Below are 13821 nucleotides of genomic sequence, written 5' to 3'. Positions count from 1 at the left end.
CATTTTGACGTCAGTAGGACACGAGAAGCGACTTGCCCGTGTCCCCGAAGTCCGGCTTCACGTCCAGGAAGGTCGCCGCCCGGCGCACGATGTTGCCGACCATGGGCGCGGCGTTGTAGCCGGCCGTCGCCGCGTACTTGCCCTCTTCCTTCTTCGGCTCGTCGATGATCGAAAGCACGAGATAGCGCGGCTTCTCGATCGGGAAGGCCCCGACATAGGCGTTGAAGCGCATGTCCTTGGAATAGCGCCCGTTCACGACCTTCTCGGCCGTGCCCGTCTTGCCGCCGACATGGTAGCCCGGCGGGTTGGCGCTCTTGCCCGAGCCGGAGACGCCGTTGATCTTGAAGATCTCGCGCATCTCGGCCGAGGTCTGGTCCTTGAGGACCTTCACCTTGACCTTGTCCGCCTCTTCCTTGGTGCGCGGCAGGAAGGTGGGCGGCACGTACCAGCCGTCGTTCACGATGGCCGCCGCTGCGGCCGCCGTCTGCAGCGGCGTCGTGGAGACGCCGTGGCCGAAGGCGATGGTCATGGAGTTGATCTTCTTCCACTGCCTGGGCTGCGAGGGCATCGCCGTCTCTGGCAATTCGGTCTTGATGCGCGACAGGAGACCCATGCGCGTCAGGAACTCCTTGTGCCCCTCGATGCCGACGATGTCCGCCTCGCGGGCCGAGCCGACGTTGGACGAATATTCGAAGATTTCCGGCACGGAGAGCGGCCGGCCCTTGCCGTGGAATTCCTTGATGGTGAAGCCGGCGACGCGGAACGGCGTCGTCGAGAACACGTCGTTGTACTTCACGAGGCCGGAATCGAGCGCCATCGCGGTCGTGAAGATCTTGAAGGTCGAGCCCATCTCGAACGTGCCGGCCGAGATGCGGTTCAAGTTCTCCTTCTTCAGCGCGTCCGCCGGGAAGTTCGGGTCGTAGTCGGGCAGCGAGGCCATGGCGATGATCTCGCCGGTCTGGATGTCCATCACCAGGCCGCCGGCCGCGATCGCCTTGTACTTGGCCATGGCGGCTACGAGCTCGTCGCGCACGATGTGCTGGACGCGCAGGTCGATCGACAGCTTGACCGGCTCCAGCTTGTCGTTGCCGGCAAAGCCGAGCGAGCTGAGGTCGCGGAAGCCCGCGTCGTCGACATATTTCTCCATGCCGGCGATGCCCTGGTTGTCGACGTTGGTCACGCCGACGATGTGGGCCGCGGTCGGGCCGCCGGGGTAGAAGCGCTTCTTCTCCGTGCGGAAGCCGATGCCGGGAATGCCGAGCGCCATGATCTCCTGCTGCTGGCGCGGCGTCAGCTCGCGTTTCAGCCAGGCGAAGCCCGCCTTGGACGAAAGGCGCGCATGGAGAATCTTGGGGTTGAGATCGGGCAGGACGGTGAGGAGCGACTCCGTCGCCTCGTCCGCGTCCACGATGCGGCGCGGCTCGGCGAAGAGCGAGGCCGTCTTGATGTCGGTCGCCAGCACCTCGCCGTTGCGGTCGAGAAGGTCGGGGCGCGTGATCGGACCCTGTCCCGACGCCGACCGGTAGGTGGCGTTCGGATCGGACTGCGTGCCGAGATAGACGAGCCGCCCGCCGATCACGACATAGATGGCGCAGAACAGGCCCGTCGCGATGATGAAGCGCGGCTTGTTGCGCGGCGCCTCGACGCGGCGGCGGCGCAGGCCGGTGGCCGGCGGGGCGGGCGTCGCCGCCGGCGCCTTAGCAAGTCCGGACAGAAGCTGGCGGAGCACCTTCATCGAATGCGGCCCTGGCTGGCGGATGCGATCTTGGCCTCGTGCGCCGCCTCTTCCGGCGCGGGCGGGGCGGGAACGGCGGGGAGCTGGTTGGATTCGACGATCTGCTGCGGCTCGACCGGCTTGAGGTTCAGCACGGCGTCGAAGTTGCGCGCCAGCGCCTCCAGCCGGAACGGCTGGTTCAGGAGGCTCCAGTCGGCCTCCAGGAGCTGCATGGTCTCGCGCTCCTGCGCAATCTTGCGGTCGAGCAGCATGACCTCGTGCTCCAGGTCCCCGGCCTGGTACTTCTGGCCGAAGGTCCAGGTCGCGACGACCAGGAGAACGGCAACGAGGAGGACGTCGAGCGTCTTCAGCATGGGTCAGGCAGCTCCGGACGGCGGCAGGTCCGCAAGGGATGGCAGGTCGACGAAGTCCGTGGCCTCCGCTTGCCCCCGGGGCGGCAGCGCGGTTCGGACGGCGGCGCGCAACTTGGCCGATCGGGCGCGAGGGTTGAGAGCGATCTCCCGCTCGTCGCCCGTTACGGCTTTGTTGCGAGCCTCGAATGTGACGTCCCTATGCTGAACATCCGGTAAATGGCGCGAACCTGACGCCACCTCCGAGCGATCGCGAATGAACCGCTTCACGATGCGGTCCTCCAGCGAATGGAAGGTGACGACGACCAGCCGACCTCCGGGCTTCAGCACGCGCTCGGCCGCGACCAGCGCGCGCACCAGCTCGCCCAGCTCGTCGTTGACGAAGATGCGCAGCGCCTGGAAGGTGCGCGTGGCCGGGTCGATCCGGTCCTTGTGCGAGCGTCCGACCACCTTGCCGACGAGTTGCGCCAGATCCAGGGTCCGCTCGAACGGCCTTTCGGCCCGGCGCGCCTCGATCGCGCGGGCGATGCGACCCGCCTGCCGCTCCTCGCCCAGAAAGTTCAGGATGCGCGCCAAGTCCCCGACCTTCAAGCGATTCACGACATCGGCGGCGCTCGGGCCGGACCGGCTCATGCGCATGTCGAGCGGGCCGTCCTTCTGGAAGGAGAAGCCGCGATCGGCGTCGTCGATCTGCATGGACGAGACGCCGATGTCGAGCACGACGCCGTCGAACGGCGCCTCGCCGCGCTCCTGCGCGATCGCAAGAAGATCGCCGAAGCGGCCGGAATGCAGCGTCAGGGCGGGATAGCGATCGAGAAGCGGCCGGGCTCCCGCGATCGCCGTCGGGTCGCGGTCGATGCCGAGCACCGACGCGCCGCGATCGAGCAGGGCCGCGGAGTAGCCGCCCGCCCCGAACGTGCCGTCGACGAAGCGTTCGCCGGGCTGGGGGGCGAGCGCTTGAAGAACGGGGTCGAGAAGCACCGGAACGTGGCGGACCGGTCCGCCACCGGCCGGCACGAATGCCGAGCCGTGGTCCGCCATCATTCCGGTGTACTCTCGAACGCGCCTCGGCTCTGGCGGCGCGCGGTCAGCCGCGCCCTCGCCTCGGACCGATAGGCCTCGAACTGGGATGGTTCCCAGAGCTGGAAGAAGTGGTTGCGCCCGACGAAGACGACGCGGTCGGTGATGCCGGTGTGCGAGCGGATGAAATCAGAGACCATGATCCGCCCTTCCCCGTCGAACTTCAAAAACGCCCCGTCGCCGTAGGCGAAGAGGGACATGTCGGCATAGTCCTCGCTGAACGGGTCCTCGGCGGCCATGCGCGCCTCGTACCGCTCCAGGAGATCGACGCCGCCGACGTCGATCGCCGGGTGTCCGATCGCCTGCAGGGCGTAGAGCTCACGAACCCCCCGCCCGGCCAGGACCTGGCGGAAGTGGGCCGGCACCGAGACGCGACCCTTCGCGTCCACGTTGTTGATCGCGTTGGAAAGAAACCGCTCCACCACCCGCGAACCCCAGCCCCGCTCTCGCACTCCCTGTCGTCACAACCCGAAACAGTCCGAAACCGGCACAGCCCACCCCAATCCAGCAACCATAGATTGCAGATCGTTCCGATCGAATTCGACCGGAGAGGGAGACGCCAATGCATGGAATCGGCCCTGAACGGGCCTTCGAATATGGGTTTTGGGATATCATGGGCGCATATGGGGGTCAATGGGACAGACCGCCCACAAGGCCCCTTGCCGGGCGCGCACGACCTTTGCCGCAATTCTGAAACGCGTGCCGAAACAGTCACTTGCGGGATTGCGTACGCCCGCGCCGCAAGCCGCCGCGTTGCAGCAATGCCGCGCAGAAAATGTTTCGCAATCAGATGGTTGCCACGATCGCCCATGGCACTATTAGCCAGCCAATCAACGGCTTGGCCTGGTGGGCTCGAGCGATGATGCAGCATCCACCGGTTGCGGTGGGGATCGATCCCATGAACGGAGGTCGAGGGCCAGCCGGCCTGTAAGCCGGGTTCTGTGCGACGGCCTAAAGCCGTGCGGCGACCATTCCTCTGGGACGCCGCTCGCGCGGCGCCTCAAGCAACCTACCCGGACGACTGGCCCGGAGCGGGCCGGCGGTTGCCCGCCGCGTCGTCCCTATTCGGTCTTGCTCCCGGTGGGGTTTACCATGCCGCGACCGTTGCCGGCCGCGCGGTGGGCTCTTACCCCACCCTTTCACCCTTACCCCGCGACCTGACGGCTGCGAGGCGGTCTGCTCTCTGTGGCACTGTCCCTGGGGTCACCCCCGCCGGGCGTTACCCGGCACCGTTTCTCCTCGGAGCCCGGACTTTCCTCCCCCGCCGCCTTTCGGCGATTGCGGGAGCGGCCGCCCGGCCGGCTGGCAGGGCGGGATGTCGCTCAAGCACCGGCCGCTGTCAAGCGCAGCGGGGCCGGCCGCCAGCCCCGGTCAGAGAGAGGCGAGAACGACCTTGACCTTCTCGCAGTAACGCGCCGAGGTCGGATTCATCCGCTTGGAATAGTGCCCGGCATTATATTTCAGGATCGTGCCGCAGAGCGTGCCCCCGCCGCGGCGCTCGGCGCCGGCCAGATATTTCATGCCGTACTTGATGTTGACCGCCGGGTTGTACAGCTCCCGGGCATCCCCCGTGAACCCCATGTCCCGCGCGGTGGCGGGTTTGATCTGCATGAGACCGATCTCGCCGGCGCGCCCCGTCACCTCGACGCGGTAGTTGCTCTCGACCGACACGATCGCATGAGCGAGCTCGACCGAGATGTCATTGGCCTTCGCTTCCCGCTCGATGATGTCGGCGAAGGGGCGGGTGTCGAGCTCGGATGCGGCTTCCTCGGCCTTGTCGGCCGGCTTCTGCTCGGAGATGGAAGGCTCCGCGACGGGTGCCAGGGACGTGGATGAAGCGGTATCGGCTTGAGCGGCAGAAATCTGGGCAAGCAGAAGCGTCGCGGCACAGGCCGCGGCAGGCAGTCGGTTCATTTTTGTTCCGTGGATTGTCGGCGCGCCCGTCGAACGGACAAGCGGCCGGCCCCCTCATGAGCCGCCCGATACGCGGCGGCGATGACGAGGGGGTTTTGCCGTCGGAATCGACCGTGAATGTGTCGCCACGATCACGGAACATTAACGCGTGAAATATTTCGAGACGCGATCCGGAGACGCCTCCAGCCTCAGTCCAGCCTGGGGAGGCTCGTCAGAAGCCGATGGAGCGTCGTGATGGTCCCCATGTCGGCGACCCCGTCGACACGGCCCTGACGGAAGTGACGTTGAAAGGCAAACGTGTTGAAACGCGTTGCCTCATCGAAGGTTCCGTCGATTTTCTGACAATAGCCATAGGCCGCAAGGAGCCCCTGATAGGCCTCCACCGGCTGTCCCCGATCCCCCAGCGTGAGATACCGGCCTCCGATCGCCCTAGCGGGCTCCGTCCAATGGCCAACCCCGGCACGGAAAAGTTGATCCCAAGGAAACAGTTCGCCCGGATCTTCCTTGCGATCGGGCGCCACGTCAGAATGGGCCAAGACGTTTTGCGCGGGAATGGTCCAGCGCGCGACACAGTCGCGACACAATTCGATTACGGCGGCAATCTGGATCGGCGGGAACGCACGATAGCCGTGTGCATGACCGGGATTGACGATCTCGATGCCGATGGACCGCGAGTTCAGGTCGCTCCGCCCGCGCCAGCAGGAGACGCCTGCATGCCAGGCCCGCCGCGTCTCGGGCACGAGCTGGATGACACGCCCGTCCTCCTCCACGAGATAGTGCGCGGAGACCTCGCTCCCCTCGCCCGTCAGACGCGAAAGGGCGGCCTCCCCGGTCGTCATGCCTGTGTAGTGGAGAAGAAGGATGTCGGGCAGCGCACCGTCGCGCCGCTCGTCGTGGAACGGAGAGGCGACGATCTCACCCACGACCGAGCTGTCGGGCGTCATGTCATCGCCACGCGGCCGACCAACGACCAGGCGGCGTTGATCGCCTTCATGCGCTCGGTGGCGATGGCCATGAACTCCTCCGGCACGCCGCGCGCGGCCAGGCGATCCGGGTGGTTCTCCTTGACGAGCTCGAGATAGCGCTTACGGATGACCTCCGGCGGATCGGTCGGGCGGACGCCGAGCACCGCGAAGGCCCCGTCCGGGCCGCTCTGGACATGGCGTGCCTTGACGCCCTCGAACTCCTCCGGCGTCAGCCCGAAGATCTCGGCGACGCGCGCCAGGAACTGCAGCTCGCGCTCGTGGATGTAGTCGTCCGCGCCCGCGATGTGGAACAGGCCGTCCAGCACGTCGCCGAGAAGGGCGCAGTTGCCCGGACCGCCGTCGCACAGGCCGCGCATCTTGGCGGCATAGATCTCGAAGCCCGCCGTGTCGCGGCGGGCGAGGTCGTAGAGGCGGAAGACGTTGCCGACCTCCTCGGGCGGAATCTTGAAGATGTCCTGAAAGGCCCTGATTTCCTTCTGGCTCACGACGCCGTCGGCCTTGGCCATCTTGGCCGAGAGGGCGATCATGGCGACGGAGAAAGCGACGCGCCGGCGGGTGTCGCGGTCGCCCGAATAGGCGGTGCGCACGCGCTCGACAATGGCCTCGATGGCTTCCGCACCGGAAGCGGCGAGATCGCGAAAGAGTTGGGCGAGCGTCGAGAAGATGGACATGGAAGCCGGGTCCTGCCGCCTCGATGGGCGAATCCGTGCCGTTCTAGCCGATGCGGCGCGGGGGCTCAAAGCCTTGCCGCTAACGATCCCGACCTGCAAGCCATACGAAAAGGCCCGCGCCGGTCGCGCGGGCCTGTTTCGGCGGCTTCGTGCCGTTCGCTTACTGGGTGGTCGTGGTGCCCGTCGTGCCCGTGCCGGTGGCAGGCGCGGTGGTCGTGCCCGTGGCCGGCGCCGGGGTCGTCGCGGTGTCGGTGGCGGGTGCCGGCGTGGTGGCGGTACCGGTCGCGGGAGTGGTGGTCGTCGCCGCCGGGGTGGAGCTGGAGCTGCTGTTGTCCGAGCAGGCGCCGAGCGCAAGCATGGAAAGGGCGCCGAGGGCGATGGTCAGGGAACGCATGGATCGTCTCCGTTGATGATACTCCCCGCCCCAACGATCGGCAGGGCCACAGGTTCAACCGCGCGGGATCACGGCTTGAGTCGTCATGTTTCGGACCCGATCATCCTCTTGTGAGGCAGGGATGGGCAAAAGCCTCGGACAAGTCCCAGACCGGAATGTCCCGGCGGCCGCCAACGGGAAGATGCATGCGCGCGATCCATAGCCTTCTGTCGCGGGCCGCCTTCGGCTCCCGGCTCCTCATCCTCGTCGGCGCGGCGCTCGTCGTCGCCGGCTGCCGCTCCGCCTCGCTCGATCCGACCGATCTCGGCCTCACCGGCGTGTCGGGCTCGCAGCCGCACCATTATCCCGTCCACGGCATCGACGTGTCGAAGTACCAAGGCAAGATCGACTGGGAAGCCGTTCGCGCCGGCGGGGTCGCCTTCGCCTTCATCAAGTCCACCGAGGGCGGGGACCGGCTGGACTCGGCCTTCCGGCGCAACTGGGACGCGGCGGGGGCGGCCGGCGTGCCGCGCGGCGCCTACCACTTCTTCTACTGGTGCCGGCCGGGCATCGAGCAGGCGCGCTGGTTCATAGAGAACGTGCCGCGCGACCCGGCCGCCCTGCCCCCGGTGCTCGACGTCGAATGGACGCCCGATTCCCCCACCTGCACGCGCCGGCCGCCGCGCGACGAGATGGTGCGCGAGATGAGCGCCTTCATGGACGCGCTCGAAAAACACTACGGCGTGCGCCCGATCGTCTACGCGCCGATCGACATCCACCGCGACCGCCTGGTCGGCACCTTCCCGAACCATTCGTTCTGGTTGCGTGGGGTAAAGGATCACCCCGCTAAGAACTATCCCGATCGGGACTGGCACTTCTGGCAGTGGACGGCGACGGGCACCGTTCCCGGGGTCGCCGGGCCGGTGGACCGCAACGCCTTCTTCGGCACCAAGACCGACTGGGTCACCTGGCTGCGTTCGCACCGGCCCTCGTCCTGACCATCTTCCTCAATCCGCCCCATTTGCTCCGTCAAAGGCGGCGCATCCTCAACCGCAACGGAGCGACCCGCCGCCATGGCCCTTTCCTTCAAATCGCTGGCCCTCGCCTCGACCCTTCTGGCCGCGGGGACGGCCGGCGCTGCTGCGCAGGGCGCCCAGTGCGGCGGCGACTGGAACCAGTTCATGGCCGGCGTGAAGGCCGAGGCCGAGGCCAAGGGTCTCTCGGCCGCCGGCATCGACCGGGCGCTCGCCAACGTGCGGCAGGACGACAAGGTTCTGGCGCGCGATCGCGGCCAGGCCGTGTTCCAGCAGGAATGGAGCCGCTTCCAGGGCCGCATGGTCAATAAGGACCGGCTGGCGCGCGGCCAGGCACAGCTCAAGAAGCACGCCGCGACCTTCCGTGAGGTGGAAGCGGCGACCGGCGTGCCCGGCCCGGTGATCGCGAGCTTCTGGGGCCTGGAGACCGACTTCGGCGCCGTGCTCGGCGACTTCGACACGCTCTCGGCGCTCGCCACCCTCGCGCACGACTGCCGCCGCCCCGAGATCTTCCGCCCGCACCTGATCTCGGCGATCGAGCTGGTGGACAAGGGGTATCTGCGCCCCGACCAGATGCGCGGCGCCTGGGCGGGCGAACTCGGCCAGACCCAGATGCTGCCCGAGGACTACATCGCCTTCGGCACGGACCAGGACGGCAACGGCCAGATCAACCTCCTGACCGACGTGCCGGACGTTCTGATGACGACCGGCAAGTTCATTCAGTCCATGGGCTGGCAGCGCGGCCAGCCCTGGCTGGAGGCCATCCGCGTGCCGGCCGACTTCCCCTTCGACCGTGCGGCGCTCGTCAACAAGGAGCCGCGCCGCGCCTTCGCCGCGCTCAGCGTCACCAAGGCGGACGGGTCGCCGCTGGAGACGGACGACGTGCCGGCCTCCATCATCCTGCCGCAGGGCAAGGGCGGGCCGGCCTTCCTCGCCTTCCCGAACTTCGACATCTACCTTCAGTGGAACAACTCGCTCACCTACTCGCTGACGGCCGCCTATTTCGGCACGCGGCTGGCGGGAGAGCCGGTGGTGGACATGGGCAACCCGCAGCCCGGCCTCGACGGCGAGCAGATGAAGGTCCTCCAGAACAAGCTGGTGACGCTCGGCTACGATGTCGGCAAGGTGGACGGGATCCTGGGCGCCAACACCCGCGCGGCGGTGGCCGCCGAGCAGAGCAAGCGGGGCTTTGCCCCGGACGGCTGGCCGACGGCGCCGTTCCTCGCCGCGCTGAACTGAACCAAAGGGGCGGGCCGACACGGCCCGCCCTCTTCGCATCAGGGCTTGAGCAGCACCTTGCCGACCTTGCCGGGGGCCAGCGAGGCCTTCACGGCGCGGCCGATCTCGGAGAGGGGCACGATCTCGTCGGCCCGGAGCGTCAAGTCGCCCTTGAGGACTCGCGAGACGAGTTCGCCCATGAGGCGCCTGCGGTCCTCGGGCGACGTGGCGGGCATGACCTTCGCGCCCCAGAAGCCCTTGACCGTCAACTGCTTGAAGATCACGGCGCCGGACGGAATGATCATCGGCTCGCCGGTCATCGAGCCGAAGCAGACGAAGAGCCCGTTCTCGGCCAGGAGGTCGGCGAGGTCGGCGCTGGCCTGACCGCCGATCGAATCAACGCCGGCCTTGATCGGCGCGCCGCCGGCGATGGCGCGGACCTTGTCCTTCCAGCCGTCGGCGGCGGTGGAGACGGTGTTCGCGATGCCGGCCGCCTCCATCTCGGCGACGCCCTCGTCCCGGCGCACGAGATTGACGACATGGACGCCCCGCGCCTCGGCCAGCGCCGCGAGCGTGCGGCCGACCGCGCCGTTGGCCGCGTTCTGGACGACCCACTCGCCCTGCGTCACATTCAGCATCTCCAGAAGCGTGATGGCGCTGAAGGGCATGGCGATGAGCTGCGCGGCGGCCTCGTCTTCCATCTCGTCCGGCACCGGCATGACGCCGCCGGCCTTGGCATGGAAGCTCTCGGCCCAGGTGCCATGGACTCCGGCGACGGCGACGCGTCGGCCGACCATCGACGCATCGACGCCCTCGCCCACCGCCTCGATCGTGCCGACGGCTTCCGAGCCGCCGATCGCGGGAAGCTCCGGCTTGTAGCCGTAGGAGCCGCGCACGGTCCAAAGGTCGTGGTTGTGGATCGGCGAGAGGATGGTGCGCACGCGCACCTCGCCGGGGCCCGGCTCGGGCGCCGGGCTGTCTGCGAGATGCAGAACCTCGGCGGGATCGCCGAACGTCTCGTGAAGCGCGCTTTTCATGTCCGTCCTTCCGGTCTTGGGCAACGAAGGCGGGACATGGGAGGCCGGGGCCGTGCCGCCAAGGGGCGGAACCGGGAACAAGCCAAAGCACCCGCACCGCTGATTGCGGCCGGGGTGATGGGGTGTTTCCGTCTTGTGCCGCCGTTCCTTGGAACGGGCGACGGGCCGCCGGAGGCGAACCTCCGTGGGTAGTCAAGTGTATGTGGTCCGCCTCCGGCGACCCGCGCGGTGGTTGCGGTTCCGGACCGGGATGCGAAGCCGGCCCTGGCCTTTTGTTCGGGGATTACGCAGGGCGTCTCGGCCCGATCTGTCCAGCTGCTCTCACCGGTGGACCTGGGCTGTCTCCAACGCCGAGTTGTCGAAGAGCCGCCTCGTTTTGGGCAGCCAACCCCCATGTGCCGATAGGAACCGTCCGGGCCACGCCTCCTCCGGCAGGAGACGCATCGCGGACACCGCTCGCCACCCCTCCGAACGATCCCGGTGATCATTCGCGCCCATTCAGTGGGGCGGCGATGGGAGGAAGGTTAGACGCGGCGCGGGAGAGCGGGAATAGAATAAGGAAAGAGGGCGAGAGGGGAGTGGTTCCTGCCCCTTGGCTTCGGAGGAGCACGCGAAGTGATCTTCCCCCGGTTTTGCGGACACGCTGGGTTCGCCGATCATGCGCTGCTCGGCTTGTTCGGGGGTTGAGATACCCGATGGCCGAATGCATACGGTGTCGGTTGTAGTAGGCCTCGATGTATCCGAACAGCGCCTGGCGCGCTTTGGCTTGCGTCGCCCACCGGCACCGATGCACGAGTTCGACCTCGAGGGTGTGGAAGAGGCTCTCCGTCGAGGCATTGTCGTAGCAATTGACGGTGCGACTCATCGAGGGCACCGCGCCGATTACAGTCAGGTAATCGCCCTATACACCGGCCGCGTATTGCCACCCGCGATCCGAATGGCAGATGAGGCTGGGCGCTGATCGTTGGCGTTGGGCTGCCATCATCAGCGCGGCGAGCGGCAGCTCGGTCCGCATAGGGTCGCGCATCGCACACGGACGCCGACCTCGGATGGCCTATCGAGGTGGTGACCGACATGGGTAAGAGCCGGAGGCTCGGCTTCGTCGACTACCAGGCCACAGACGAAGCCTTCTTCGACCTCTTCGAGCGTCTTCGCGCCGACCGGCTGATCCCCCGAGGCCTGGCCCTTTCGACCGGGAGGCTTCCCGCGGTACGGCATGCCGACGCCTCATTTCGTGCAGGCGCGCAGACGTCCCCGAAACGGCACCTGAAGCGGCAGGGGTCTGTTCCGGCCAGAGGTCCGTTCGTCAGGGCATCGGCAACGGAGCCGAGGGCTCGCGCCCGACATGACCGCCGGACGGAACCCCGCTCGGGGCCTCAGGCGACCGGCAGAGTCGTGCGTAGTCCGGTGCGAGCCGCCTGCTTGATGGCGGTGACGACCTCAAGCGTCCGCAGGCCCTCGCGCCCACTGACGAGCGGAGGTTCGTCGCCCCGGATCACGGCGGCGAAATGGCGTATCTGCAAGGCCAAAGGATCTTTGGCGGCCACGCCCACCCGCGTCCGTTGCAGCGGCTCCCACCATCCGGGCTTGCCGTCGTTCGTCCAGACCTCGAGCTTGGGCAGCGACAGGGAACCCGCGGTGCCGGCGATGACGTAGCAGGCCTCGTCGGCGAGGGGATAGGCGGGGTTCTCGCCCGTCGTCATCTCCCAGCTCCAGGGCGCCACGACCGTATCGCAGACCGACACGGTGCCGAGCGCGCCGGAGGCGAATTCGAGGATGATCGCCGACGTCTCCTCGACCCCATGCCCCCGGACGGTGTTGGACTCGGCCGCCTGAATGGCGACCACCTCGCCGAGAAGGGCGCGCAGGTTGTCGATGTCGTGGATGAGATTGAGGAAGACTGGCCCCGCCCCCGGCTCGCGCCGCCAGGCGACGTCGAAATAGTCGTCGGGCTTGTAGAGCCAGAACAGGGCGTTGACCGTGACGATCCGGCCGAGCCGGCCGCTCGCCACGATCTCGCGCGCGGCCCGCATGATCGGGTTGTGACGGCGGTGGTGGCCGACGAGAAGCGGGACGCCCGCGCCCTCGGCTGCCGCGACGAGCCGTTCGCCTTCCTCGAGATCGTCGGCGATTGGCTTTTCCACGAGGATCGGCACGCCGGCGGCGACCGCTTCGAGGCCGTTCTCGACATGGACCTGGTTCGGCGTCGCGATGACGACACCGTCCGGCCGGCCCGCCGCCAGCATCTCGCGGAAGCTCGCATACCAGGGCACGCCGTTGTCGGCTGCGACCTGGCGGCCGGCCTCCGTCGGATCGACGACGGCGGCAAGCTCGGTCTCCGGTTCGGCTCGAACATGCTGGATATGGCGCCGGCCGATCAGGCCCGCGCCCATCACCGCGATGCGGGCGGGGTAGGCGTCCGGCCCGCTCATGCCTGGGCGGCCGCTGCGCAGAGCGCCGCGACGCGGCGGATCGCCAGGAGATAGCCCTGCGTTCCCAGCCCCGCGATCACGCCGTCCGCCCGCAGCGAGACGTAGGAATGGTGGCGGAAGCTCTCGCGCTTGTGGACGTTGGAAATGTGGATCTCGATCACCGGCGGCTCGAACGTATTGAGCGCGTCGAGGATCGCGACCGAGGTGTGGGTGAAGGCGGCCGGGTTGATGACGATGCCGACGGCCGTCTCGCGCGCCTCGTGGATCCAGTCGATGATCTCGTATTCGCGATTGGACTGGTGGAACCGGATTTCGTGGCCGAGCTCGCCTGCCAGAGCCCGGCAGTCGCGCTCCACGTCGGCAAGGGTCTCCGTGCCGTAGATGTGGGGCTGGCGCTTGCCCAGAAGATTGAGGTTGGGTCCGTTGAGGACGAAGATCAGGCTCATGGGGCGGCTTTCGAAAGGTCCGGTTGAGGAAGGCGGCGCACCCTAGAAGGCGCGAAGGCCCGTGAAGTGGCGGGTCATGCGGGCCGCCTCGCGGCGTGCGCCGCGTCCCGGCCGAAGACGAGCGGCACCGCCGAGCCGAACGCGGTGTTCGGAAGACCTGCCCTGAAGCCTACGAAGCAGCCCCGCCAGGCGGTGTGGCAGCGAGTGCGGGCGTGGTCGCGCACGATGACCGTTTGACCCGCGCCCAGCATCGCAGCGTCGTCGGACGGCCGGTCGGATGCGGCAGGACGGCCTGCTTGAAAGGATGGGTGACGTTGACGCCGGCAAGGCCTCAGGCTCTCCGCGCACACGAGAAGGTCGGGCAGAACCATCGCGTCGAAGGACGAGTACAGCGTGTCGAAGAGCGTATGGCGATCGTCCGGCCCGAGCGCGCCTTTCCGTCTCGTGGAGGCTATGGGACTTGGAAAACTGGATGTCGGAGCTGATCAGACCGACCCGGACGGCCGGCAGGGCGTCACCCTCGATGGTCATGCTGGCGTCCTGAA

The 13821-nt window shown here is 67.7% G+C and carries 13 protein-coding genes, 1 other RNA gene and 2 pseudogenes; 3 read left to right on the top strand and 13 right to left on the bottom strand.

Annotated features, from left to right (window positions below):
• Nucleotides 1–10: 10 nt before the first annotated feature.
• The 9 genes from O5O54_RS00150 to O5O54_RS00110 form a co-directional block, all read right to left on the bottom strand.
• Nucleotides 11–1735 (bottom strand): penicillin-binding protein 2, encoded by a 1725-nt coding sequence (locus O5O54_RS00150; protein WP_279477552.1) that lies wholly within the window; start codon nt 1733–1735, stop codon nt 11–13.
• Nucleotides 1732–2088, bottom strand: coding sequence for a hypothetical protein (locus O5O54_RS00145; protein ID WP_279477550.1), 357 nt, complete (start codon nt 2086–2088; stop codon nt 1732–1734). The genes O5O54_RS00150 and O5O54_RS00145 overlap by 4 nt, the downstream gene beginning before the upstream one ends.
• Nucleotides 2089–2091: 3 nt before the next feature.
• Nucleotides 2092–3129 (bottom strand): 16S rRNA (cytosine(1402)-N(4))-methyltransferase RsmH, encoded by a 1038-nt coding sequence (rsmH, locus tag O5O54_RS00140; protein WP_279477548.1) that lies wholly within the window; start codon nt 3127–3129, stop codon nt 2092–2094.
• The gene (gene mraZ, locus O5O54_RS00135) at nt 3126–3587 is read right to left on the bottom strand and encodes a division/cell wall cluster transcriptional repressor MraZ (protein ID WP_279477546.1); all 462 of its coding nucleotides are present in this window, start codon (nt 3585–3587) and stop codon (nt 3126–3128) included. Before mraZ ends, rsmH begins: the two co-directional genes overlap by 4 nt.
• Nucleotides 3588–4077: 490 nt before the next feature.
• Nucleotides 4078–4471, bottom strand: an RNA gene (gene rnpB, locus O5O54_RS00130) — RNase P RNA component class A.
• Nucleotides 4472–4536: 65 nt separating this feature from the next.
• On the bottom strand, nt 4537–5079 hold the full coding sequence (locus O5O54_RS00125) for a lytic transglycosylase domain-containing protein (protein WP_279477544.1): 543 nt from the start codon (nt 5077–5079) through the stop codon (nt 4537–4539).
• A gap of 188 nt (nt 5080–5267) precedes the next feature.
• Entirely contained in the window at nt 5268–6023 is a 756-nt protein-coding gene (locus O5O54_RS00120; protein ID WP_279477542.1) for an N-acetylmuramoyl-L-alanine amidase, read from the bottom strand.
• The gene (locus tag O5O54_RS00115; RefSeq protein WP_279477539.1) at nt 6020–6736 is read right to left on the bottom strand and encodes a DnaJ family molecular chaperone; all 717 of its coding nucleotides are present in this window, start codon (nt 6734–6736) and stop codon (nt 6020–6022) included. The genes O5O54_RS00120 and O5O54_RS00115 overlap by 4 nt, the downstream gene beginning before the upstream one ends.
• A 160-nt stretch (nt 6737–6896) precedes the next feature.
• Complete coding sequence (locus O5O54_RS00110) at nt 6897–7130, bottom strand: hypothetical protein (RefSeq protein ID WP_279477536.1); 234 nt, start codon at nt 7128–7130, stop codon at nt 6897–6899.
• A gap of 185 nt (nt 7131–7315) precedes the next feature.
• On the opposite strand from O5O54_RS00110, the gene O5O54_RS00105 reads away from it, so the two are divergent.
• On the top strand, nt 7316–8107 hold the full coding sequence (locus O5O54_RS00105; protein WP_279477534.1) for a GH25 family lysozyme: 792 nt from the start codon (nt 7316–7318) through the stop codon (nt 8105–8107).
• Between the two features lie 75 nt (nt 8108–8182).
• Nucleotides 8183–9382, top strand: coding sequence for a lytic murein transglycosylase (locus O5O54_RS00100; RefSeq protein WP_279477532.1), 1200 nt, complete (start codon nt 8183–8185; stop codon nt 9380–9382).
• A 38-nt stretch (nt 9383–9420) separates the two neighbouring features.
• Here the strand turns inward: O5O54_RS00100 and O5O54_RS00095 are convergent, their stop codons facing one another.
• Both O5O54_RS00095 and O5O54_RS00090 read right to left on the bottom strand, forming a co-directional pair.
• Nucleotides 9421–10398, bottom strand: a complete 978-nt coding sequence (locus O5O54_RS00095; protein ID WP_279477529.1) for a zinc-binding dehydrogenase — start codon at nt 10396–10398, stop codon at nt 9421–9423.
• A 663-nt stretch (nt 10399–11061) separates the two neighbouring features.
• Nucleotides 11062–11428, bottom strand: a pseudogene (locus tag O5O54_RS00090) (IS3 family transposase); the annotation flags it as partial.
• Between O5O54_RS00090 and O5O54_RS00085 the strand changes: the two are divergent.
• Nucleotides 11422–11571: pseudogene (locus O5O54_RS00085) on the top strand (NAD-dependent dehydratase); the annotation flags it as partial. The pseudogenes O5O54_RS00090 and O5O54_RS00085 overlap by 7 nt on opposite strands.
• Before the next feature lie 203 nt (nt 11572–11774).
• On the opposite strand, the gene O5O54_RS00080 reads toward O5O54_RS00085, so the two are convergent.
• Together O5O54_RS00080 and aroQ are read right to left on the bottom strand one after the other, a co-directional pair.
• On the bottom strand, nt 11775–12830 hold the full coding sequence (locus tag O5O54_RS00080) for a Gfo/Idh/MocA family oxidoreductase (protein ID WP_279477526.1): 1056 nt from the start codon (nt 12828–12830) through the stop codon (nt 11775–11777).
• On the bottom strand, nt 12827–13276 hold the full coding sequence (gene aroQ / locus O5O54_RS00075) for a type II 3-dehydroquinate dehydratase (RefSeq protein ID WP_279477524.1): 450 nt from the start codon (nt 13274–13276) through the stop codon (nt 12827–12829). Before aroQ ends, O5O54_RS00080 begins: the two co-directional genes overlap by 4 nt.
• Nucleotides 13277–13821 lie beyond the last annotated feature (545 nt).

The organism is Aureimonas sp. SK2 (genome assembly GCF_029813115.1).
In the GTDB taxonomy this organism is placed as follows: Bacteria; Pseudomonadota; Alphaproteobacteria; order Rhizobiales; family Rhizobiaceae; genus Aureimonas.
The sequence above is the reverse complement of the archived record's forward strand: the minus strand, read 5'-3'. Positions and strand labels throughout refer to the sequence as shown.